The organism is Acanthopleuribacter pedis, from assembly GCF_017377855.1.
Lineage (GTDB): Bacteria > Acidobacteriota > Holophagae > Acanthopleuribacterales > Acanthopleuribacteraceae > Acanthopleuribacter > Acanthopleuribacter pedis.
Window position 1 is genome coordinate 36,948 of the sequence record NZ_JAFREP010000040.1, and the last position, 22,938, is coordinate 59,885.

The 22,938-nt window shown below is 56.6% G+C and carries 21 protein-coding genes; 8 read left to right on the forward strand and 13 right to left on the reverse strand.

Annotation, left to right across the window (positions count from 1 at the left end):
- The first annotated feature begins 44 nt into the window (after nucleotides 1–44).
- A complete protein-coding gene (locus J3U88_RS29475; protein WP_207862612.1) occupies nucleotides 45–923 on the forward strand; it encodes a M48 family metalloprotease in 879 nt (292 codons plus the stop codon).
- Here J3U88_RS29475 and J3U88_RS29480 read toward each other — a convergent pair.
- The 8 genes from J3U88_RS29480 to J3U88_RS29515 form a co-directional block, all read right to left on the reverse strand.
- Nucleotides 917–1,417, reverse strand: a complete 501-nt coding sequence (locus tag J3U88_RS29480; protein WP_207862613.1) for a c-type cytochrome — start codon at nucleotides 1,415–1,417, stop codon at nucleotides 917–919. The genes J3U88_RS29475 and J3U88_RS29480 overlap by 7 nt on opposite strands.
- Nucleotides 1,418–1,431: 14 nt before the next feature.
- Nucleotides 1,432–1,869 (reverse strand): cytochrome C oxidase subunit IV family protein, encoded by a 438-nt coding sequence (locus J3U88_RS29485; RefSeq protein WP_207862614.1) that lies wholly within the window; start codon nucleotides 1,867–1,869, stop codon nucleotides 1,432–1,434.
- Nucleotides 1,869–2,498, reverse strand: coding sequence for a cytochrome c oxidase subunit 3 family protein (locus tag J3U88_RS29490; protein WP_207862615.1), 630 nt, complete (start codon nucleotides 2,496–2,498; stop codon nucleotides 1,869–1,871). The genes J3U88_RS29485 and J3U88_RS29490 overlap by 1 nt, the downstream gene beginning before the upstream one ends.
- A 15-nt stretch (nucleotides 2,499–2,513) precedes the next feature.
- The gene (locus J3U88_RS29495) at nucleotides 2,514–4,127 is read right to left on the reverse strand and encodes a cytochrome c oxidase subunit I (protein WP_207862616.1); all 1,614 of its coding nucleotides are present in this window, start codon (nucleotides 4,125–4,127) and stop codon (nucleotides 2,514–2,516) included.
- A 14-nt stretch (nucleotides 4,128–4,141) separates the two neighbouring features.
- Nucleotides 4,142–5,077, reverse strand: a complete 936-nt coding sequence (gene coxB / locus J3U88_RS35125; RefSeq protein ID WP_207862617.1) for a cytochrome c oxidase subunit II — start codon at nucleotides 5,075–5,077, stop codon at nucleotides 4,142–4,144.
- On the reverse strand, nucleotides 5,074–5,880 hold the full coding sequence (locus J3U88_RS29505) for an SCO family protein (protein ID WP_207862618.1): 807 nt from the start codon (nucleotides 5,878–5,880) through the stop codon (nucleotides 5,074–5,076). Before J3U88_RS29505 ends, coxB begins: the two co-directional genes overlap by 4 nt.
- A gap of 196 nt (nucleotides 5,881–6,076) precedes the next feature.
- On the reverse strand, nucleotides 6,077–6,850 hold the full coding sequence (locus tag J3U88_RS29510; RefSeq protein ID WP_207862619.1) for an SURF1 family protein: 774 nt from the start codon (nucleotides 6,848–6,850) through the stop codon (nucleotides 6,077–6,079).
- A 516-nt stretch (nucleotides 6,851–7,366) separates the two neighbouring features.
- Nucleotides 7,367–8,806 (reverse strand): YfcC family protein, encoded by a 1,440-nt coding sequence (locus J3U88_RS29515; RefSeq protein ID WP_207862620.1) that lies wholly within the window; start codon nucleotides 8,804–8,806, stop codon nucleotides 7,367–7,369.
- Nucleotides 8,807–10,485: 1,679 nt separating this feature from the next.
- On the opposite strand from J3U88_RS29515, the gene J3U88_RS29520 reads away from it, so the two are divergent.
- The 5 genes from J3U88_RS29520 (at nucleotide 10,486) to pheA (ending at nucleotide 15,369) form a co-directional block, all read left to right on the forward strand.
- The gene (locus tag J3U88_RS29520) at nucleotides 10,486–10,749 is read left to right on the forward strand and encodes a MoaD/ThiS family protein (protein WP_207862621.1); all 264 of its coding nucleotides are present in this window, start codon (nucleotides 10,486–10,488) and stop codon (nucleotides 10,747–10,749) included.
- Nucleotides 10,750–10,752: 3 nt separating this feature from the next.
- Nucleotides 10,753–11,268: a molybdenum cofactor biosynthesis protein MoaE gene (locus tag J3U88_RS29525; RefSeq protein ID WP_207862622.1), complete on the forward strand. Its 516-nt coding sequence runs from the start codon at nucleotides 10,753–10,755 to the stop codon at nucleotides 11,266–11,268.
- 92 nt (nucleotides 11,269–11,360) lie between these two features.
- Nucleotides 11,361–13,493, forward strand: coding sequence for a methionine--tRNA ligase (gene metG, locus J3U88_RS29530; RefSeq protein ID WP_207862623.1), 2,133 nt, complete (start codon nucleotides 11,361–11,363; stop codon nucleotides 13,491–13,493).
- Nucleotides 13,477–14,220, forward strand: a complete 744-nt coding sequence (locus tag J3U88_RS29535; protein WP_207862624.1) for a TrmH family RNA methyltransferase — start codon at nucleotides 13,477–13,479, stop codon at nucleotides 14,218–14,220. Before metG ends, J3U88_RS29535 begins: the two co-directional genes overlap by 17 nt.
- 81 nt (nucleotides 14,221–14,301) lie before the next feature.
- The gene (pheA, locus tag J3U88_RS29540; RefSeq protein WP_207862625.1) at nucleotides 14,302–15,369 is read left to right on the forward strand and encodes a prephenate dehydratase; all 1,068 of its coding nucleotides are present in this window, start codon (nucleotides 14,302–14,304) and stop codon (nucleotides 15,367–15,369) included.
- Nucleotides 15,370–15,435: 66 nt separating this feature from the next.
- Here pheA and J3U88_RS29545 read toward each other — a convergent pair whose 3' ends face one another.
- Complete coding sequence (locus tag J3U88_RS29545; RefSeq protein ID WP_207862626.1) at nucleotides 15,436–16,362, reverse strand: MerR family transcriptional regulator; 927 nt, start codon at nucleotides 16,360–16,362, stop codon at nucleotides 15,436–15,438.
- Between the two features lie 211 nt (nucleotides 16,363–16,573).
- On the opposite strand from J3U88_RS29545, the gene J3U88_RS29550 reads away from it, so the two are divergent.
- Both J3U88_RS29550 and J3U88_RS29555 read left to right on the forward strand, forming a co-directional pair.
- Nucleotides 16,574–17,539: a YbgA family protein gene (locus J3U88_RS29550; protein WP_207862627.1), complete on the forward strand. Its 966-nt coding sequence runs from the start codon at nucleotides 16,574–16,576 to the stop codon at nucleotides 17,537–17,539.
- A gap of 36 nt (nucleotides 17,540–17,575) precedes the next feature.
- Nucleotides 17,576–19,057, forward strand: coding sequence for an SDR family oxidoreductase (locus J3U88_RS29555; protein ID WP_207862628.1), 1,482 nt, complete (start codon nucleotides 17,576–17,578; stop codon nucleotides 19,055–19,057).
- 39 nt (nucleotides 19,058–19,096) lie between these two features.
- Here the strand turns inward: J3U88_RS29555 and J3U88_RS29560 are convergent, their stop codons facing one another.
- The 4 genes from J3U88_RS29560 to J3U88_RS29575 form a co-directional block, all read right to left on the reverse strand.
- A complete protein-coding gene (locus J3U88_RS29560; protein WP_207862629.1) occupies nucleotides 19,097–20,185 on the reverse strand; it encodes a hypothetical protein in 1,089 nt (362 codons plus the stop codon).
- A gap of 10 nt (nucleotides 20,186–20,195) precedes the next feature.
- Nucleotides 20,196–20,993, reverse strand: a complete 798-nt coding sequence (locus J3U88_RS29565) for a hypothetical protein (RefSeq protein ID WP_207862630.1) — start codon at nucleotides 20,991–20,993, stop codon at nucleotides 20,196–20,198.
- Nucleotides 20,994–21,064: 71 nt separating this feature from the next.
- Nucleotides 21,065–21,676: an imm11 family protein gene (locus J3U88_RS29570; protein ID WP_207862631.1), complete on the reverse strand. Its 612-nt coding sequence runs from the start codon at nucleotides 21,674–21,676 to the stop codon at nucleotides 21,065–21,067.
- 75 nt (nucleotides 21,677–21,751) lie between these two features.
- Nucleotides 21,752–22,822, reverse strand: coding sequence for an AHH domain-containing protein (locus tag J3U88_RS29575; protein WP_207862632.1), 1,071 nt, complete (start codon nucleotides 22,820–22,822; stop codon nucleotides 21,752–21,754).
- Between the last annotated feature and the right edge of the window lie 116 nt (nucleotides 22,823–22,938).

Sequence of the window (22,938 nt, forward strand, 5' to 3'; positions counted from 1 at the left end):
CCTGGTGAGAAATGCAGGCTAACCAAAAGTCAGAGAGGCGGCACGTGAACATCGAACCCAAAATCCCATCCAACACCGCGCACAACAGCCGCGGCAACACCAGCAGTCGTCGTTTTCTGGTAAATACCGCCCTGGTGTTTTCCTTTTTTGTCGCACTGTATTTCGCCTTAGGTTGGCTTTCTCTTATCCTGGTCCACCTGATGCCGGTTCATTGGGAACAACACCTGACCTTCAGCACGCCGGATCATTGGGAAGATGCAGCTCCGCCGGAGGTCCAGCGGATCTTTGACGAAATGATCGCGGGGGACGACAGCGGCCGGGTCTACAAACTGCGAATCGTACCCTCGGACACACCCAACGCCTTCGCCCTGCCCGACGGAACCATCGGCCTAACCCGCGGCTTGCTTGCACAAAGCGAAACGGAACAAGAACTCGCCTTTGTGATCGGCCACGAAATCGGCCACCTGCAGGCACGCCACAACCTCAAGCGCATGAGCCGTCAAGTGGTCTACGGCCTGGCCAGGACCCTGCTCATCGGTGAAAACGACGCCTTGGCGCCTTTTGTCCACGCGGAAGGCATGGCCCATTTGCATTTTTCGCGGGAACAAGAATCAGAGGCCGACCGCAACGGCTTGCACTTGGTTCAATTACGGTACGGCCATGTCGGCGGCGCCGATCAGTTCCTCATCAAAGCCGGCGGCACACTGTACCCGGAGTGGGTCACCACGCACCCGCATCCCGAGGAACGCACCCAAGCCCTGCGCGATTATGCAGCGGACCAAGGCTGGGAGAATGGGTCAACGACACCCCTTGCCTACCAAAAAAAGGAATCCGATACTTACCGCCATGAGGCGTCTGGATCAGAAGCAAGCAACATCGAACCCGAAACCTTTGAATCGGCCAAACAGCCGACCCCTTATTGAGAGGAATCGACCGTTTCGGTTTTTTCGGGTTGCGGCCCGGACGTTTCAACCTCGGATGCGGGTTCTTCGGCCGGTGAAACCTCACGATAGGTCGCCAAAAAGGCGGTTAAATCCTCGATCACCGCGGGATCCAGGGAAAGGTTGGGCATGATGGTTTCCGGCTTCACCGCGGGCGGGTTCCACAACCAACGACGCAAATACAGCGGTGCCACATGGGGCTGATTCATCGCGGCTTCGAACGAAGGCGCGGTGGATAGCTGGTGCCCTTCGCCGTCGACCACATGGCAGCCGAGGCAATATTGTTTGGCCGCGCGTTTACCTGAGGCAACGTCCCCTTGCAAGGCGGCCCAGGTCGCGGGCGCCTCGGCAAAAGCAGGTGGTTCCGGTAATTGGCCGGGATCAATGCGACCACAGCCCAAAAAAAAGACCGCCGCGAGGAGCGGCAGTCTCGTAAGGCGGCGGGCGTACACCCGCCGGTATGAATTGTCAGACATAGCTGTGAATCCGTTTAGTGGTCGCTGTCGTCTTTTTTGGCGTCGCCGTGGTCACCGCCGTGCTCTTTACCGTCAAGAATGGATTTCGCATCGTTGATGTACAGCTCTTTGATGGTGGTTTTCTCGATGTACAGGTCGTTTTGACGACCGGCGTAATCGATAAACAAAGCCCCCAACAAGGTAGCCAGCAGGATGATCGGTGCCCAGATGAAACCCCAGGTTTCGGCCTTCTCATACTTGCCGTGCATGAAAAACACGATGACGAGGGTGGCTTTCACGGTAGCAATACCCATCGCGATCAAATCGTGCATCAGCGGGCTGGTTTCGAAGCTCGCAACGAATACGGTCAAAAGGGTGAGCGCAATAAGGGCGCCAAAGGTACCGTAGTAAACCACGGGCGCCTGAATGTGGCCCATTTCACCATGATGGTCGTCGTGATGATCGTGTCCCATTAGTGACCTCCCAGCAAGTAAAGTAATGGAAAGAGGAAAATCCAGATGACGTCAACCAAGTGCCAGTAGAGACCGCCGACTTCAACGCCGGCGTGACTGGCGCCCTCATCGGTGTAGCGACCAGTCCTAGACCGGAAAAACATCAGGGCGATGTAGTACATGCCGATCAAAACGTGAATCAAGTGGAGACCGGTGGTCATGTAATACACACTGAAAAACACGTCTGAACCAGGAAGCTTGCCACTGGTCAGCTTGGGATACCATTCCATCCCTTTGATCACGAGGAAGCCGCAGGCGCCGAGGAAGGTCGCACCCAGCATCAGGGTCAGTTTGCCTTTGTTTTTGCGTTGGGCGGCATCAACCGCGAGTGCCATGGTCAGCGAACTGGCCAGCAGGACCACGGTGTTGGTGGCGCCCAGCTTAACGTCCAAGTAAGCTGAACCGGCGGCGAAAACCTCGGGCCACTTGTACTTCAGGATGAAGTAAGCCGCGAACAAACCACCGAAGAACAAAACCTCGGTAGCCAGGAAGATCCACATGCCAAGTTTGAAGAACTCGTAAGCCACCAGGGGTGGTTCCTTGTGGAAGTTGAAAAAGGTGCCGTCGGGTGCATTCTTATGATTAAACATGAAATAAAACCCCTATTATGCCTTTTGTTCGTCGCCGTAGCCGTAGGTCCAATCGGTGACGGTAGGAACCTCGTCAAAGTTGGTCAACGGGGGCGGCGAAGGTGTCTGCCATTCCAGTGAAAGGGACCCGTAGGGGTTGGCGGAAGCGCGCTTGCCCTTGTAGACGGCCCAAATCAAGTTACCGAAGATGATGAAGTAGGCCAAGCCGTTGATCATCGCACCGACGGAAGACAAAAAGTGCATGTCGTGGAACTCGCCGAGGTAGTCGGCGTAACGACGGGGCATGCCTTGGTAACCCATGATGAACTGAGGAATGAAGGTGGCGTTAAAGCCGATGAACAGCGTCCAGAAGCCGACTTGGGCAACGGTTTCGTTGAACATGCGACCGTAAATTTTCGGCCACCAAAAGTGCAAACCACCGACCAACGCGACAACGGTGCCGCCCTGCATGGTGTAGTGGAAGTGGGCGACAACAAAATAGGTGTCGTGGAGGTGAACATCCGTCGCCAGGGTCGCCAGTGGCAGACCGGTCAAACCGGCGATGGTGAACAAGAAGATGAACCCACAGGCGTACAACATGGGGGATTCGAAACTGACGGACCCTTTGTAGAGGGTGCCGATCCAGTTGAATACCTTAATCGCGGTGGGGATGGCAACGGCAAAGGTCAGCAGGGAGAAAATCCAGCGCGACCAGTTGGACATCCCGGAAACGAACAAGTGGTGACCCCACACGAAGAAACTCACCAGGGCGATGGCCAAGGAAGAGTAGGCGATGGCGCGGTAGCCGAAGATGGGTTTTCTGGCGAAAACGGGCAAGATCTCGGCGACAACACCCATGGCGGGCAGGATCATGATGTACACAACGGGGTGTGAGTAGAACCAAAACATGTTCTCGAACAGGATGGGGTCGCCACCCATGGCGGCACTAAAGATGCCGATGCCGAGCAGGCGTTCCATGATCAGGAGCAACAGGGTGATGGCAACGACGGGCGTGGCCAGAACCTGGATCAGCGACGCGGAGTACAAAGACCATACGAACAACGGCATACGGTGCCAAGTCATACCTGGTGCACGCATGCGGTGGATGGTCACGATGAAGTTCATGCCGGTGAGGATTGAGGCGAAACCGAGGATGAAGGCACCCAAGGTGACGGGAATAACACCGGTAGAAGATTCAATCGAGTACGGCGTGTAGAAGGTCCAACCGGTGTCGAGCCAAGAAGAGCCCGGGGGACCGATCAAGGAACCCAAAACGACCAGGGCACCCAACACATACACCCAGTAACTGAGAATGTTGAGGCGCGGGAAGGCAACGTCTTTGGCGCCGATCATCAGGGGCAACAGAAAGTTGCCGAGGGTGGCGGGAATGCCGGGAACGATGAACAGGAACACCATCAAGGCGCCGTGCAGCGTGAACAGCACGTTGTAACCGTGGTGGTCGACGATTTGCTCGCCGGGATAAAACAGCTCGGCACGGACACCCAGGGCGCACAGACCGGCGATCAGGAAAAAGAACAAAATGCTGTACAGGTACATTAAACCGATGCGTTTGTGGTCAACGGTCCAGAACCAGTTGTAAAACCCCTTCGGCTCAAGGTAGGGGCTGTATTCTTTATTTTCGGTAGCCATTTCTAGCGCCTCCCTTATTCCGATTTGATCGATTTAATGTAGGTGATGATATCGGACAGTTCGCTATCCGATAACTGGCCGTCAAACGACGGCATTTGGCCGCGCGGATAGCCTGCTACGATGTGACGTTCGGGGTATTTGATGGACTCGACGATGTAGTTGTCGTCGATGGTGTAGCTCTGACCGTCGTCAAAAGCGGCGGAACGCCCGTAAGCGTCGAGCATGGTGGGACCAACGAGCTTGACGCCGTCGATGGAGTGACAGCCTTTACAACCGCGCTTAACAAACAGCTTCTCGCCGTTCTCCAGCGGGGGCAGGATCTCCTCGCCCAGCATCAAACCGGTTTTCTCCCAGTTCTCCCAGTTGTCGGCATCAAGAACTTTGACTTTACCCAACATGTGCGAGTGGTCTTTACCACAGTATTCGGTACAGAAGATGTTGTACTCACCGGCATATTTGGCGTTGAACCACATGTAGGTGTATTGAGAGGGAACGACGTCTTCTTTAACCCGGAACTCGGGGATGAAGAAACTGTGAATGACGTCGGCCGACTTCATGTTGAGCTTGATGTTGGTTCCCACGGGAACAATCAGCTCGTTACCGGTGGTAGCGCCGTTGGGGTACTTAAAGCTCCACGACCACTTTTGACCGGTCACGCTGATTTCATAAACCGGTTCACCTTCCGGCGGCACCCGCAAATCTTTCCAGACCACGACACCGTAATAGAAAATGATGAGGACCAAAATACAAGGGATCACGGTCCAAACGATCTCCAACATGTGGTTCCCTTTAATATTGGCAACCTTGTCATCCGGCCCCTTGCGCCGGTACCGCAGCATGAAATAAACCAGCACCGCGTTACATGCGATGAACCAGAACGCCATCATCCCAAAGATGAAGATCTGGACCATATCGACGCGTGCGGCAACTTCGGTAGCATCTGAAATCACGTGCCTGCCTCCGTTTTGTTTAAAAGCTCACTTCTCCAAAGGAAAAACCCGATCACCAGCATCGCGAGTAACGACAAACCACTGCCCAAACGCATGAGGTTCATCGCGTCTTTGACGTATTTGCCCGCGAGGGGATCGTATCTGAAACAATAAATCAGAACCTTGTCCAGTGTGGTGCCCACTTTGCCCTCGGCCGCTTCCACGAGACCGAGGCGAACATCCTTGGCTGGATAAGTCACGCCGTATACGTACCGCGAGATCACCCCTTGCGGGCTGACCAACACGATCACGCTGGCATGGTTGTACTGTTCGTCCACTTTTTTGTACCGAAAGCCAATTTGGTCCATGGCATTTTCGATGACTTGGCTGTTTCCGGTCAGGAAAAACCAGTTTTTATCGGCGGGCTCGGGACGGTCGAGCGTGCCGATGTAATTTTTGGCCTTGTCGGCGGCCATTTCCGGCGTATTGTCCGGGTCGATGCAGATGTTGACCACACGATAGTCTTCACCCAAGGTGAGGGTCATATCGTTGATCAAATTGCGTACGCCGTTAAGCACCAGGGTACATAACTGCGGACAAGAGTAGTACACCGGGGCAATGATCACGGGTTTGCCGTCGGTGAAAAGATCACCCAACGTGACGGGATTCCCGTGACGGTCGGTAAACGTCTGTGCAAGGTTGATGCGTTGGCCCAACTTTTCATCCACCCCGACATCTTCGATGAGGGGTTTGGTATCGAGTTGCGCAAAAAGCGGAAGACTCAGTCCAAAAAACCAGCACACAAACAAAACATTAAGGCGCATTAAATCAAACTTCCTGTGGGGACACTAACTGAATCCAGCGGGTTATGGAACGAAAAACCGCGGAACATGTAAGGGTTCGAAGTCCTACCAACCGGCCACACATTTTATGTGAAAGTGCTTACCCTTTCAAGGGGATTCTTTGTTTGCCGAACGGCCGCAAACGGGGGTTAAGCCTAATGAAACGTGCATTTTAAAGTCAAGAAACGCGCATTTGAGAAGATTGCGCCACTGCCGGCTTGCGGCGAAACTGGACCAAAGCACCGATAAAAAGCCCAAATGTGCCGAAACTGAACCACTGCAAGGTGTAGTTCAGATGGCGCGAGGCGGGCAGGACGGCGTGGGTAATCGGCAGTGGAAATTCGCCGTCGACGGGTGCGGTTTCCTGTTCCAAATAAATGGGCAGCACGGGATAGGGCAACTGCATCGCCATTTTTTCGACCTCGATGCGCAACCAGCGTCCCTTCCATTGGCCGGGGGTTGGGTCGGCGGTTTCCGGGGTCAAAAAGAAGGATTTGGCCTGGGCCGGTCGCAAGCGCGCGGTAAAGGCCATTCGGCCCTCGGGCTGGTATTCGGATCGGCGCGATTCATCCATGGTGTAGGCAAAAGGCAAAAAGCCGCGGTCGACCAGGACGGCCGGGCCGCCGTCCGCCGGCAGCAGGGGCGTGATCACTTTCACGCCCGGTTGATCGCGATGGGAGCGATTGATGAGGACCACCTGGTGTTGGTGGTCGAAGGTACCCGACACGGTGACCTGCCCGTGGTACAGGGCGGAAAAGTCGGTCAGCGTGGGATCGAGCGGGGCGGGACCCCGCTCGTTTTGTTCTTCCAAGATTGCAAAATAGGCGTTCTTCTCGTGAAACCGCGTCAACTGCCAGTATCCCATGCTGTAACACAACACGGCGGCAAGGATAACCAGAATGGTTGTTTCTGCTGAAAACTGGAATTGGCGGTTTCGGAAGAAGGCGATCAAGGGGCGCAACCTCGTCAGCAAGGTTTTTGGAGTCACTACGCATCATAGCCGATACCGTGAAGCATCGCACCAAAAAGGCCTAAATCACTGATAATGCACAACAAGTTAAGAATCGGAACCCTTGACGGAATCGCGATTGCCACTTGTCGCGGGACGGTTGACGCCGACACCGGTCGCCGTACCGCCGGCCTGAGCCGCGGTTTTCAGCATGCTCTGGTTTGAAACCTCGGCACGTTTGACAGCCTGTAATCTACGTCTCCTCCGCAAGTTAACCACTTTGATCCTCCATGGAACGGTCGTACCGTAATTCGGTGTTGGGTGCTTGACCTTCAACCTGCTTTCCGTGGTGTGGGCTGAAGTCCCGAATTGGTCCTGCAAAAAAATGAATGCACGGAAATTTGCCAAATGGCGGATAACACAAAAACGCATGAATCAATTGAGAAACAGTGATGTCATTGAATCAATGAAGCGACAGCTCAGAAAAATGCTGACAGTGCAAGATATTCTAAACTGTTTTTAGAGCTGGATCACGACTGCAATCGCCAAAAAGATTCCCGATGTGAGCAAAAACATGCCGAACAAGGGAAGCATGAAGCGCAGCCAGCGATCATAGGGAATCGACGCCAAGCTGAGCATGGACATCAAAATCCCGGAGGTTGGAATGATGAGGTTGGAGAAACCGTCGCCACACTGAAACGCGAAAACGGCGGTTTGACGGGTGATTCCGAGCACGTCGGCCAAGGGTGCCATCAGCGGCATGGTAACCGCGGCTTGACCCGACCCGGAGGGGATGAGGAAGTTGAGCACTGTTTGGAAAAGCAACATGCCCTGGACAGCCACAATATTGGGCAGGTTTTCCAACAGTGAAGCGCTGTGATAAACGATGGTGTCAAGGACCATGGCGTTGCTGAGCACGACCTCAATGCCGCGCGCAAAGCCGACCACGAGGGCGGCGACAACCATTTCTTCCATGCCTTTGACAAAAGCGGAGGCCGCTTCGTTGACTTTGAGGCCGGCGATGGCGGCGGCGAGGATACCCATCAGCATAAAACCACCGCCCATTTCGGCCATCCACCAATGTTTGAGGATGACGCCGGCAAGGACCCCGATAAAAATCAGCGAACTGGCGATGATGATCCACAGGTGCCGCGAGGTAAATTCTACATTTTCGGATTCCAATGTTTTGCCAGGAACATCAGCTACATGCGAAGCCTCTGGGTTCTTGCGAACTTTTTCACCGTAATAGATGAGGTAAACCAAGGTGATGGTCAAAATGACGACGTAAAAAATAGCGCGGAACCACATGCCGCTGTAAATCGGTACCTCGGCGATGCCTTGGGCAATGACCACGGTAAAAGGGTTGGTCGTCGCGGCGGCAAACCCCACCTGGGCGGCGAGGATCACCATCGCCATCCCAAAGATACGGTCGTAACCCAAACGGGTCGCCACCATCACAAAAATCGGTACCAGCGGGATAAATTCCTCGCCCATGCCCAGGGTGGAGCCGCCGAAAGAGAACAGCACCATCACCACGATGATGAGGATCCAGGGTTTTTTCCCGACAGAATCCACAATCGCCTGAATGGCGGCGGTAATCACACCGGTTCGGCTCAAAATGCCGAACACGCCGCCGATCACGAAAATGAAAAAGATGATATCGGCGGCTTTTTCCATGCCGCGCGGGACGGCGGAGAGGAATCCGTGGAAGGAAGTGGGCACGGCCTCGCCCTCGGGCGGGCTTACATCAAGCAATAAACCTTCGCTGCTGACAAATTTGTCAACCGAGGTGTAGGTGCCGGGAACAACCACGGTCCGTTTCGAACCTTCAATCTCAACCTGTTTGCGCTCGTAACGCCCGGAGGGGAGCACATAGGTCAGGACAGAGCAGACAAAAATGACGCCCAGGATCAGCGCAAAGACATGAGGAACGGGGATTTTTCTGAGCAGGTCAAACATGAATTTGCCTCGACCAGTGTTCCAAAAAAGGCTTTTGATCAAACGCCGAACACCAGTCATTGTGTCTTAGTTAATCAACCAATCAAGATATTGTGCAGGTCAAAAAACCTGAATACCTTTCCCTCTCCAAATAAGCGGTCATTATAGCCCGCCTCCCCCTTCTTTCCAAGGGCCGCTTCTGTAAAACGATGAGCTTTCTTTCACAAGGAATCTCGTCGGTTTTTTGGAAAAAGGCTGGGCCATGGGGGTTTCGCGGCGACGGCCGGTTCGGCAAACAGGCGTACGTCAAGATTTGGTGAGACAGCGCTCCGTTGTCGGGGTACGCGCTCTTTGCAGCCATGCCTTCACCCGGCGCGCAACCATGCCCGGCCCGGCCTTCATCCCGGCGCGCAACCATGCCCGGCCGTGCCTTCACCCCGACGCGCAACCATGCCCTGCTCGACCTTCACCCCGGCGCGCAACCATGCCCGGCCATGCCTTCACCCCGGCGCGCAACCATGCCCGGCCGTGCCTTCACCCCGGCGCGCAACCATGCCCGGCCGTGCCTTCACCTCGCCCGCAACCATGCCCGGCCGTGCCTTCACCCCGCGCGCAACCATGCCCGGCCGTGCCTTCACCCCGGCGCGCAACCATGCCCGGCCGTGCCTTCACCCCGGCGCGCAACCATGCCCGGCCCGGCCTTCATCCCGGCGCGCAACCATGCCCGGCCGTGCCTTCACCCCGGCGCGCAACCATGCCCGGCCGTGCCTTCACCTCGCCCGCAACCATGCCCGGCCCGGCGTCCAATCCTGCCCGGCCGTGCCTTCACCTCGCCCGCAACCATGCCCGGCCCGGCGTCCAATCCTGCCCGGCCGTGCCTTCACCCCGGCGCGCAACCATGCCCGGCCCGGCCTTCATCCCGCGCGCCCCAACCGGGGCCGCACAACCCCATCCATGGACCATGCTTTGATTAAACGCGAGGCTCTGCCTCGCCTCTCTGGACGCACCCCGACGGGGTGCCATAATTTAGCCCCGGGTACGACCATTGAAAATGGTCGCACCCTGGGTCTCGGGGGTTCACGGACGGGAAATCCCTGAAGGGGATGACACTACAGACGTTTCGGGTTTTCAACCCCGCGGGGTGGATGAGGGAAACGGGCGTGGTTTCGGGGTCAATGAACCCGATGGTTCGGTTACGGGTTGTTTTGCCGGCGCCTTCAGCGCCTACACAACAAGAACCCCATGGGACCTAGGGTAAGCGGTTGCTTTGCAACCGCTTACCCTAGGCTGAAATCTCATAACGCCTTCAGCGTAACCAGATGATGTTCGCCTCCGGCTCACGTTTTCAATCAGTTGTGGTCCCAGCCGTTGGGTGTGCGTACCCCTTCGGGGTACACCGGTTCCATCCCCGTCCATTCATTTCGTTTCCGTTCCACCATCCCCGTCCATTCATTTCGTTTCCGTTCCACCATCCCCGTCCATTCATTTCGTTTCCGTTTCACCATCCACATCCATTCATTTCGTTTCCGGTCCACCATCCCCGTCCATTCATTTCGTTTCCGGTCCACCATCCCCGTCCATTCATTTCGTTGCCGGTCCACCATCCATCCACACCCTACACGCCGCCCCGATTAACCCACACCCGCAACCCACACGTCATTTGCGCTACAATGGGCGCCAATTCAAAAACGGAGGACCTCTTGCCGGATCCATCCCCCATTCAATATAAAGTCCTGGTCTTCGCCTCCCTGCGCGATGCGGTCGGCGGCGATACCTGGCTCTACCAAAGCACCCAACCGGTTTCCGCGGCGGCACTGCTCCAAACTTTTTTTGAAACCTTCCCCGCCACCGCCGGTCTCGCCAAAACGACCCGGCTCGCGGTCAATCAAGAATTCCTTGCCGAGGATCGCGTGCTGGACGTCGCCGACGAAATCGCCCTGATCCCACCCGTGTCGGGAGGTTAAGCCATGACCACGACCCAAGAAACCCTGGTCATCGACGTCCCCGTCGGCCAACCCCAACCCCGCCACGTCGCCATCATTCGCGCGACCATCGACCAACACCTTCTCGCCGACCGCGGCGGCCATCCCGAATGCGGCGCGGTGCTCACCTTCAGCGGCACGGTACGCAACCATCACCTGGCCCGACAGGTGGAACAACTGGCCTACGAGGCCTATGCACCCATGGCGCTCAAAGAGCTCAACCGCGTGGTCGACGCCATGTACCGCGAACAACCCGAGGTGCGTTTTGCCCAGGTGGTTCACCGCTTCGGCACCATGCCGGTCGGCGCCTCCTCGATCTTTTTAACGGTGGCCACACCGCACCGGCCCGCCGGCTTTGCCGCGCTTCGCTTCCTCATCGACCGCATCAAACGCGACGTACCCATCTGGAAAAAAGAGTTTTATGCGGACGGCGAAACCGACTGGCTCCACCCCGAGGACGGTTGCTGCCATCACCACCTGACCGCCAAACCCAATTCCTAACCCGGCCCCCTCCCGGGCTGTGATTCCCGCGATGATTGCGGTACAATGCGGGCTTTACCAGGCGCCGAGGGCGCAACCCAGGGGTGGATTCCATGAGCCAAAAACGAAAACTCATTACTTCAGCGCTACCGTACGTCAACAATGTGCCCCACCTGGGTAACATCATCGGCTGTGTTTTGTCCGCCGATGTCTACGCCCGTTTCTGCCGCCAACGCGGTTACGAAACCTTATATATATGCGGTACCGACGAGTACGGCACGGCCACCGAGAACCGCGCCCGCGAGGAAGGCCTGACCCCGCGCGAGATTTGCGACAAGTACAACGCGATCCACACCGAGATCTACAAAACCTTTAACATCGCTTTCGACACCTTCGGCCGCACCTCCACCGAGAAACAAACCGAAATCGCCCAGGGCATCTTTCACAAGCTGGACGAGGCGGGCCTGATCCAAGAACACACGGAGGAACGGGTTTACTGCGAGGTCGACGTGATGTTCCTCGCCGACCGCTTTGTCGAGGGTACCTGTCCCAAGTGCGGTTACGAGGACGCGCGCGGCGACCAATGCGATCGCTGCGGTACCCTGCTCGATCCCGAGAAACTGCTGACCCCGCGCTGTAAAATCTGCGGCACACCCCCGGTGCGCAAGCCGACGACCCACCTGTTCCTGGACCTGGCGGCGCTGCAACCCAAACTGGAAGCTTGGTTTGAAAAGGCCTCCAAGGCGGGCAATTGGACCCGCAACGCGATTCAAACCACCCGCGCTTGGCTGGACCAAGGCCTGCAGGCACGCCCGATCACGCGCGACCTCAAATGGGGCATCCCGGTGCCCAAACCCGGCTTCGAGGACAAGGTTTTTTACGTCTGGTTTGACGCCCCCATCGGCTACATTTCCATCACCGCCCACGCATTCGAAGATTGGCAAAGCTGGTGGCTCGATCCCGATAACGTCGATCTCTACCAGTTCATGGCCAAGGACAACATTCCTTTCCACACGGTCATTTTCCCGGCCTCCTTGCTGGGGACCGGCCAAAACTGGAGCATGCTGCACCACATCAACAGCACCGAATACCTCAATTACGAGGAAACCAAATTCTCCAAATCGCGGAGCGTCGGCGTGTTCGGCACCGACGTGGTCGAAACCGGTATTCCCATCGACCTATGGCGTTTTTACCTGCTGCGCGTGCGCCCGGAAAGCAACGATTCCAAGTTCAACTGGGAAGAATTTTACGAGCGGGTTAACAAAGAATTCATCGACAACCTGGGCAACCTGGTCCACCGCGGTTCCACCTATGCGGTCAAAAACTTCGACGGCGAAATCCGCGACTTCGAGCCGGACGACAGCCACCGCGCCTTCACCGACGAGGTCACCGCCGAATGGGCACGGTTCACCGAGGCCCTGGAAGCGGTTCGCCTGCGTGACGCGCTCACCATCCTGCTGCGCATCGGCGACATCGGCAACAAATTCTTCCAGGAACAAGCACCGTTCAAACGCATCAAGGAAGACCGCGACGCGGCCCACACCACGGTTTCGCTGCTACTGTACCTGGTGCGCCATATCGCGACCGGTCTCTACCCTTACATGCCGGAAACGGCCGAACGCATCTTTGCCACGCTCAACCTCAAGCCGGAAACCTGGACCGACACGCCCGCGTTCACCGGGCTCGACGGCCACAAAATCGGCAAACCCGACCTGCTGTTCAAAAAGCTGGACCTGAAGGACGCGGCCAAATTCCGCAAAAAGTTCAGCGGCGAACAGGCCAATTTCGGCATCCTCAAAGTCGCGGTCGGCCAAGTGGTCGAGGTCGCCGACCATCCCAACAGCAATCAGAACTTTTTGCTGAAGGTCGATATCGGCGAGGATCAACCCCGGCAAATTGTGGCCGGCCTCAAAAAGCACTACGGGGCCGACGACATTCAGGATCGCAAGGTGCTGGTGATGGCCAACCTCAAAGCGGCCGAGCTGCAAGGCAAGTTGTCCGAGGGCATGTTGCTGGCGGCGGTTAAAGGCAAAAAAACCGAATTACTGCATCCCGGCGACGCACCGGTCGGCCAATTGCTGGAAGCGGCCAAACAAACCGTGATTCACGAAGAGATCAGCATCGACATCGTCAAAAGCGCCCCGCTCAAGGTCACCGATAGCCAGGTTACTTTTGACGACGAACCGCTGTTGCTCGACGGCAAAACCATCAAAACCAGCGTCATCGCCAATGGAAAAGTCCGTTAGCACCATTAGTTTGCGCAAATGGGTCAAACTCAACCCACGCAAACAACACCAACTGCTGGCAACCTGGGCCGAGGACCACGCGGAACTCGGTCCGACCTTCCACGCCCGTTACACGGAACTGTGCGAGGCGGCGGATCTGGATCGCTACCAAAGCCCGGCTTGGCTATCACCGGCCGAGGCACGCGCGGCCCTGGCCGGTTTTCACGCCACCATCGCGGGCCTTGACCAACAAGAAAGTGAAACGCTGCCGACGACGGCTTGGCAGCCGCGTTTTGCCGTGGAGGTGGTGCTCGATCAGGTTCACAACCCCTACAACGTGGGATCCATCCTACGCCTGATCGACAATTTCGGCTTGGCCGGCCTGACGATGAGCCGTCCCTGTCCAGCCCTTGACCACCCCCGCCTGATTCGGGCCGCGCGGGGCAGTCAGGCCTGGCTTCCAGTGACGGTGGTGGATGATTTGGCCGCGCGTTTGGCCGCGGAGGAACGTCCGGTTTACGGCCTGGAACGGGATGATCAGGCCGTGGCCGTCGGCGACTGGCAACCCAGCGCGCCGTGCGTGCTCCTGCTGGGTAACGAACGCTTCGGCATCGCCGATCACTTGCGTCCCTTGTGCACCCAAACCGTCGCCATTCCCATGTTCGGCTTCAAGCATTCCATGAATGTCAGCCACGCTTTTGCGGTGGCCGCCCAGAAAATGGTTGAGAATCTAGAGCGACTCAAGTAACCTGCTGCACAATTTAGCGTTTCCCCCCGTTTCGTCCCAACGGACCAAACACAACGCAATTTCCCCAAAAGCAGGTGTCGTATGGATCAACTAGGAAAGCTTCGCGAGGAGATTGACGACCTCGACGAACGCATCTTGGAACTGCTCAACCGCCGCGCCAAGGTCGCCATGGAAATCGGCCATTTGAAAAAGGTTTTGCGCAAACCTTTTTATGTCCCCAGCCGTGAACGCGCCATCTTTGAGCGTCTGCGCAGCATCAATCCGGGTCCCTTCCCCAGTGACGCGATTGATACCGTCTTCCGCGAAATTATTTCAGCTTCCCTCTCGCTGGAATACCCCATGAAAGTGGTTTACCTGGGTCCCAAGGCAACCTTTACCCATGTCGCCGCGCTGCAAAAATTCGGCAAACTGGCGCAACTGGCGGCCTGCAAATCAATCAGCTCGGTGTTTGACGAGGTGGCCTCGGGTCGCGCGCTTTACGGCGTTGTCCCTATCGAAAACAGCAACGAGGGCGCGGTCACCCACACCCTCGACATGTTCCTCGAATCCGACCTCAAAATCATCGAGGAACACTACCTGGAGATCAGCCACGACTTGCTGGTAAACGACGGTGAATTGGGCGATGTACGCCGCATTTACTCACACCCCCAAGCGCTGGATCAATGTCGCCGCTGGATCGAGGACCACCTACCGCACGCGCAGCAGGTCGTGGTGACCAGCACGGCAAGGGCGGCACAAATCGTCGCCGACGAGCCGAATTCCGCAGCCATCGCCAGCCGTCACGCCGCCAACCTCTACAAACTCCGCGTTTTGGAATCCAACATTCAGGATAACCACGAAAACTACACACGCTTCCTGGTGATCGGTCGCGACTTGCTGGAGCCCACCGGTCACGACCGCACCAGTATTTTGTTTGGGTTCAAGGATCGCCCGGGCGTTTTGGGCGAAATGTTGGAACCGTTTAAAAACCGCTCGCTGAACTTGATGAAAATCGAAAGCCGGCCCATCAAGAAAAAGGCCTGGGAATACGTCTTTTTCCTCGATATTGAAGGCCACGTGGAAGACGGCCCCATCAAAGAAGCGATTAAGGAACTGGATTCCTTCGCCACCTTATTGAAGGTGCTGGGTTCATTCCGCCGCGCGCGCTAAACCCCACCTTAGAAATGAAAAATGCCGGGCATCTACCCGGCATTTTTTTATTGCAGATCTCGCAAGCTAGTTGATGATGTGATGGTATTTTTGCAACAAGTCTTCGAACTCTTCGAAATCCTTCACCGGGCTAATACCGATCTTGCGCAGGGCCCCGTAAAGGCTCTCGTTGTGGTAGAGCCCTTCAAGAACGATGTCGGTTTTGAGCGACAGACCTTTGCGCAGTTGGCGCAGGTAGTTGGCGCGGTCATGCAACTTGGTCAGACCCGGTTTCACCCCGATCACCACCGCGGCGGGATGGGTTGTGTCGGCGGCCTGGATGATCTCGTCAACCGGAAGGTTGGTACCGAGGTAAACGGGACGCAAGCTTCCGGCGGTAGCCAGCATGGAAGCGATCATGATGCCGTGCTGATGTTCTTCGCCGGGTAAGGTGGTAAACAGAACCGTGGCGGCGGTGTTGGGGCGGTGGATTTGACCGCCCAAAAGCAACATGGCGTTGCGCAGGGACGCGATGGTCATGTGACGTTGCGCCTCTCGGAAAGGTTCGTCTTTCCAGGATTCGTTAACATGTTGCAGGAAAGGAATCACGAAGGAGTAAACAAATTCGCGCGGCGTCACCAGGGAAATGACTTTGCCGATCAGTTCGTCAGCGGCTTCCTGGTCGTAGGCGATGAACTTTTCAGCCAGTTCGGCGACGGCGTCGCTGAAATCGTGGGTGCGTTCGTCGCGGGGACGCGGCTTGCGGTTGGGCGCGTTAAAAGGCAGATTTTCAAGTTCAACGGTCTCGAGGTTGGCGATTTGACCGATGCTGTGGCCCATGCCGACAGCACGTTTCAACAGCTTGAGTCGGTAGATGTCATCCTCGGAAAAAAGACGACCGCCTTTGGCACGTTCAGGATTAAGGGCTCGATAGCGGCGCTCCCAGGCACGAATACAGTCAACGGAAACACCGGAAAGACGGGACGCGGCACGTATGGGGACTTTCACACTCATTGGTCGGCCTCCTTAATTGTTAGACCTATAAGATGGCGATTTCTCATCGCTTTGTCAAGATTTTGTCCAAAATTAAATCCGATTACCTTGACAACCCCTTGTCAGAAGATCATATTTTGTACGTCCAACGCATCGAATTTGATTCAACAAAGGGAAACGCCGACGCCCACTTTTTTATTCCCGGCACCACACAACAATCGGGGGAACTGCTATGAAATCAGCATCAAACAAGCCTATCATCGGTATTTCCATGTGCCTGCTCGGCACCAATGTTCGTCACGACGGCGGCAATTGCGCCAATTCATTTGCCAACAAAAGTCTGAGTGAATTTTTTGAGTGGCACCCGGTTTGTCCCGAGGTCGGTTCAGGCATGTCCACGCCGCGGCCGGCGATGCGCCTCGTTCAAACGGAATCGGGCATTCGCCTCAGAGAAAGCCAGTCGGGAAAAGACCGCACCGAGCAATTGACGACCTACTGTGCATCACTCGTCCAGAAGTTGTCCACCCTGCCCCTACAAGGCTTCATCCTCAAATCAAAATCGCCTTCCTGCGGTCTCAAGCGGGTCATGGTTTACGGCGAAAAGGGAAACAAAGTCGCCGCCCGCAACGGTTTGTTCACCGAAGCGTTGCAACAGGCCCTGCCCTTTCTTCCCATCGAAGAAGACGGTCGCCTGAACGATGTGACCCTGCGCGAACATTTTGTGGAACGGGTTTATGCCTACGGACGCTGGACGGCTTTTCGCGCGAACAAGCCACAACCCAAACATTTGGTGCAGTTTCAGCAACGCCACAAAATGCAGCTCTATGCGCACGACCCAAGACTTGCGCAGAAACTCGGCCGCCTCGCCGGCAACCACGGCGAATCTTCCTTCGAAGACGTGCTTAAAAACTACGAAGCAACTTTTTTTGAATGCCTGAGCAATCCCACCAAACACGGTCGCCACGCCAACGTGCTCCACCATTTAATGGGGTTCCTCAAAAACACCCTGGACAGTGGCGACAAACAAGAACTGCTGGAACAGATCGAGGCCTACCGCCTCCGCCACACGCCGCTCGCCGTTCCCCTGATGCTACTCAACCACCACCTTCGTCGCCATCCCCACCCCTGGGTCGGCAGCCAAACCTACCTGGAACCCTATCCCGGTGCGTTGCGGCACGGGCAAATTTTGGTCGGATAAATTTCGACCACCATCTATCCAAAGGAGATCGTCTCCATGCATCTGCTTGTCGCAGGCGCCTCGGGTTACATCGGGCAACGTCTGTTACCCACACTCTTGGCCGAGGGCCATCGTGTCACCTGCCTCGTCCGCGACCCGGCCCGCTTTGCCGCACCGGCCGGCGCCGGCCCCAACCTGGAGATCCTACGCGGCGACCTACTGGACCCATACAACCTGCCCATCCTGCCAGGCACCATTGAAGGCGCCTATTATTTGGTGCACAGCATGACCGCCGGCGAAGGCGATTTCCGCGAAAAGGAAGCCGCCTGCGCCCGCAACTTCACCGCCGCCCTCAAACCCACCGCCTGTCGCCACATTGTCTACCTCAGCGGCATTGCCAACGATCCCAGGCTCTCACACCATTTGTCCTCACGCGTCGGCGTCGAATCAGTACTCCAGGAAAGCGGCATTCCCGTCACCGTGCTGCGCGCGGCGATTATCATCGGCTCGGGTAGCGCCTCCTTCGAAATCATCCGCGATCTGGTGGAGAAATTGCCGATCATGATCGCACCCCGCTGGCTCAACACCCGCTGCCAACCCATCGGTGTCCGCGATGTGGTTGTCTACCTCACGCGCGTGCTCGACCAACCCGCCGCCTTTGGGAAGATATGGGATATCGGCGGGCCCGATGTGCTCAGTTACCGCGAGATGTTGTTGGGTTTTGCCCAACAACGGCGGCTACGTCGCTGGATTCACACGGTTCCGGTGCTGACCCCGCGGCTCTCCTCCTACTGGTTGTATTTCATTACCTCGACCTCCTACCACCTGGCCTGCAGCTTGGTGGACAGCATGAAAAACGAGGTCGTGGTTGAACGGACGGGTATCGAAACGGTGGTCCCCCACACACCCGCGGATTACGCAACAGCCCTCGCCCGCGCCTTTGAAAAAATCGACAACAACCAAGTGCTGTCCTCCTGGAAAGATTCTATTGTCAGCGGCACCATCAGCGACGCCGATATCAACCACTTGCAAGTCCCACGCAACGGTGTCTACCGGGACGAACACATCCTACCGATCACCCGGCCCGTGGCCGAAACCCGCGCGCTGGTGTACGGCATCGGCGGGGATCGCGGCTGGTACGTGATGAACTGGGCTTGGTCGCTGCGCGGGTTGCTTGACCGCTTTGTCGGCGGTATCGGTTTGCGCCGCGGCCGTCGCAACAAAGACAGCTTACGTATCGGCGATCCCCTGGACTTTTGGCGGGTTTTGGTTACGGACACGGCCCAAAACCGGCTCACCCTTTATGCCGAAATGAAATTACCGGGCGAGGCCTGGCTGGAATTCGAGATCCAGGGTGAAACGAACCCAAACCTCCGCGTCACCACCATCTTCCGCCCACGCGGTGTCTTAGGCCGCCTGTACTGGTACGGCATCCTGCCCATGCATCGCCACGTCTTCCGCGCCATAAACCGGTTTTTGGCACAACCACCCAAAAACCGACCCCTCGACGGTCAACCCCGCGTTCGCGAGGCCAAATAAGGCAATTGGGACAAAGTGCTTCCTGTTCAGAACCGCGGCTTAAGCGCGTGTTACCAGGATCGCGCTCGCGGCGCCGTCCTCGTCCAAAGACAGCACCAAGGCCGCTTCCGCGTCGGTCGCCTGGTTTTCATAGCTCCAGGCAACCATCGCGAGGTTGAGACCGCCGAATGCAGCACCGATCTCACCGACACTTTCACCGGCGACAATAACATTGGTGCGGTCCCAATCAACGCGCTCCGCCAGCAGCACCATCACCTCGCCCCACACCTCGTTGCGCAACATCCAACCGTTGGCATCGAGGTAGATATCGCCGGTGAAGACAAAATCGGTGTCGTAGGCCTCGGTCAACGCCTTGACCACCGCTTTTTCCCACAAACGCGCCAAGGCGGTAATCACAAGATGACGGTCTTGCTCGGGATCAACCTGTTCCCGTTCCACGGCGCAGGCACGTACCCGCGCCAGAGAAGCATCGGCCTGCTTGGCAAATAACACCGCCGCGGCGGCCTCGCCCGGCAGGTAGCCGTCGTTGCCCTCGCCGGTCCGAATCATGCCCGAACCCAAAGCGTAATCAATGCTCTTGCGATCAAAGTAGGAATCCACCGCCACCACAAGCACCCGATCAATATCATCATTTTGCAAAAGCGCACTAACCCTGGCCGTCGCATCGGCCGCGGCGGCATGGTCTGTCGGCACCACCCATTGGTTGCGGGTGCGCGGCGGGTGGTCGAGGTGCTCGCATAAAATGGCGTTTAAGCACTTACCCAAATGATCATCGGCAATGTCGGCGGGCCATTCGTGGCGCATGCCCGCGACATTGGGCAAGGCCCACAACAGCGCGGTCCGCTGCCAGTAGGCGGCCGGCTCGGCGGTATGGGGAAGCACCCATTTTCGCGCAATCTCGTTCACCGCAAAAACCGAGAGGCGGATCCAAGCCCCGGTGAACTGGAACCCATCGGTAATCCCACTGACCGGGCAACCAATCAGCGGCGCTTCCAGGTCGTCGGGATCAAAGGCGGTGAAATCCTTGAGTTCGGCATGACGCTGAATACCCGCTCGGATCGATAAGATAGAAGACACGGCGTCAATGCCGACATTGGTGATCGCGCCGTAACCCGCAATGTAAACCATTCAGGACTCCTTAGCCTTCGCCCACAAAAGCATTGGGAATGTTCATCCAGGCCCCGTCGGCCGGAGGATCCACGGCTTTTTTGACCCGCGCCAAAGACGGCGCCAACGGGTAATCGTCGTCGGGCACCATCCCCTTGCGCGCCAGCAAGTAAATCCAGGTCAACACCTCGGTGGAGACATGCAGCAGGGTCGCCTCGTCCTCTGGGAAATACACAAAGTCCTCGACCTTCTCCTCCAACCAATCGTTCATGGCGTCGATCGCGTCGAGCAAACCTTCGTTTAGGTCGTCCTGCTCCCATTCTTCCTCAAGCAGCAATGCCACCAAGTCGTAACGGAAATCATCCTGATCGGTCAGCAGTTGCGCCCATCGCTCAAGCAAGATTTCCATGTCTTCTTGTGGCATAACCCCCAGAAACATTTCGGCGATGAGGCGCACGTAAAGGTAGTCGTCCTCGTATTCCCAGGTTTCGTTGTGTTCGGGCGGGGTGGCGCGCGCAATCGCTTCGGCCAAGGCGATATGCCCGCCGGCAATCGCATCAAACAGCCCCAAACCACGGTCTGCAATCCGCTGGTCCTTCGGCGCATGGTTGAGAAAGTGAAGCCATGCTTGGGCCCCGTGACCAAGGTGTTCGCTAAAGGGCAGCTTGCTGCCGTCGAGCAATAACTCGGCAACGGCCACGCGCCGGAACATGTGGCACACGGAAGTCATCACTTTCCAAGAAAGGTCGCCGTTTTTGGCGAGGGCGAGTTTGTCCATCAAGAGGACGCCGGAATTTTTCCAAGCCAACGGCAAATAAAGTGCGGCCATGCTTCATCCTATCCTCGGCACGGCAGAACCCTCCCAACATCGGCGGGGCGCCCACGATGCCGATGTACCTGCTAGGTTTCGCTTTCGCCTTTATGGGAAACGGCGACTTGCGAGACGTAGATATTGGTCGGCGGGGGTACCACCATGGTGGTGATGTAGTACATCAAACGCGAGCTGGCGAAGTAACGATCTTTTTCTTCCTTAAGGCGAAACAAATCCGGCGCCTTCAAGGCTTTGCGTTCATCGAAGGTCAACCCTTCAATACTCGCCACGTCCCCTTCAACCTCGTTAAGCTTGGCAACTTCTTTGTCGAGCACGTCGGCGGTTTCTAGAACGTTGCAGATAAAATAGTCCTTGGATGCGAGGCGCCGTTTGTGGTTGTGAATCCAAACCGGCAAAAACTCCATCTTGGGCATGTTCAGTTCGTCGATGTGCATCACTTCTTTCACGCGTTTGCTAAAAACCAAGGCATTACCGGTATTGCCGATAAAATCGCCCAACTTCATGCCTGGATCTTTTTTGCTCATGTAGACCTTGGGCTCCTCCGGGTAGTCGTCGCCAAAGCGGCCTTCACCGAAAAGGACCTTGTAACGATCCGCGCGAACTTCCTCGGGAAGCGGCTCCCGCAAAAACGCAAAATCGAGGTCATGACTGGGCGTCACATCAATTTCATACCAATCCATCGAATCCTCCAGGTATTCAGTACATCAATTAGGCGATATAAGAGACACAGTGGGACGGCAGGCCGGCTTGTTGGGTTAGGTGGGCGAGAACATGCCGGGCGTCGCCGCCGTCGAGGGGGCGGCCTGACCGGGCGCGGGAAAATTCATCCCCTGGAACTGGGTGGCGACATCCAGGGAGCGGCCGGCCGAAGCTTTGCTGTGATCGTAAATCCACTTGAATAAATGGTCCGACAGGTCCTCGAGCAACTTTTTGCCGAGCTTGGCGTTGGGCACCGCGTGGCGGCGCTGCTCCGCTTTTTTGATGGCCTTGCGTGCCGCCGCCTCAAAATGGCCGATAATTTTGGTCAACTTGGACTCAACCGCCCGATTGTAAACAGGGTGGTTGGTGGTGGCCGGGCTCACCATAAAGGTGTCTTGGTGCTTGAGTTGCAAGTGGCGCAAGATGCCGATGTATTTGGCGACGTGAAGATCTTGCGGCATCAACAGCAAGTTGTTGTGGTGGTTCACATTGTATTTCACGTTTAACAAACCGCGTTGAATAATAAGCGCGTGCTCGCTGCCGACAATGGCACTTTTGAGGGAACCCTTGGGCAAGATGTGGTGGGCATTGTTCCAATATGGCCAGGTCTCGGTAATAAAGTTCATTCCCTGGGGAATGGCCGGCAAATCCATGACATTTTTGTAATCACCCCGCCGCGGTCCGTCGATATGCCAGTCGCCGGCCTTTTGGGGAAAGGTCACGTGGGTGCCGTAATCAGAATTGGGCGTTTTCAATTTGTCGCGGCCGTTTTTCTGCTTAACCGAGCCGTCGGCCGCAAGGTCTAGTTCGGTCGAGGTACGCGCCACGCCGAAACTAAGCGGGTATTCATGCAATAACTCTTTCGTTTGAGCGGTCTTATGCCCACTCCGAAGCCGGTGCATCGATTGGTAGCGGTAGTTACAGGTGCTCTCTTTGCGCGAGTCATAGGTTTTGGTTTTAACCCCGTTCCGGGTTTGGTTCTTCCAAACTTGATACTCGTGACCGGTGAGGCAGGCGCCCCCCTCGGTTTGATTCAACTGACGCGCTTCCTCGTGCAAATCTTTGGCTTCGGCGTTAAGGACAACGTGTCCCTCTTCTTTCGCCTGCTGGCTGTCGGTTTTTGCCATATGCTTACTCCAAAAAAACAGGTTCGACCAGAAACGCGGCGTTCTTATAAATGATGGCGGTTTCAAAATGCCGAACGGTTCGTATCCACGCCACCTAAATCACCTCCATAAGCGAT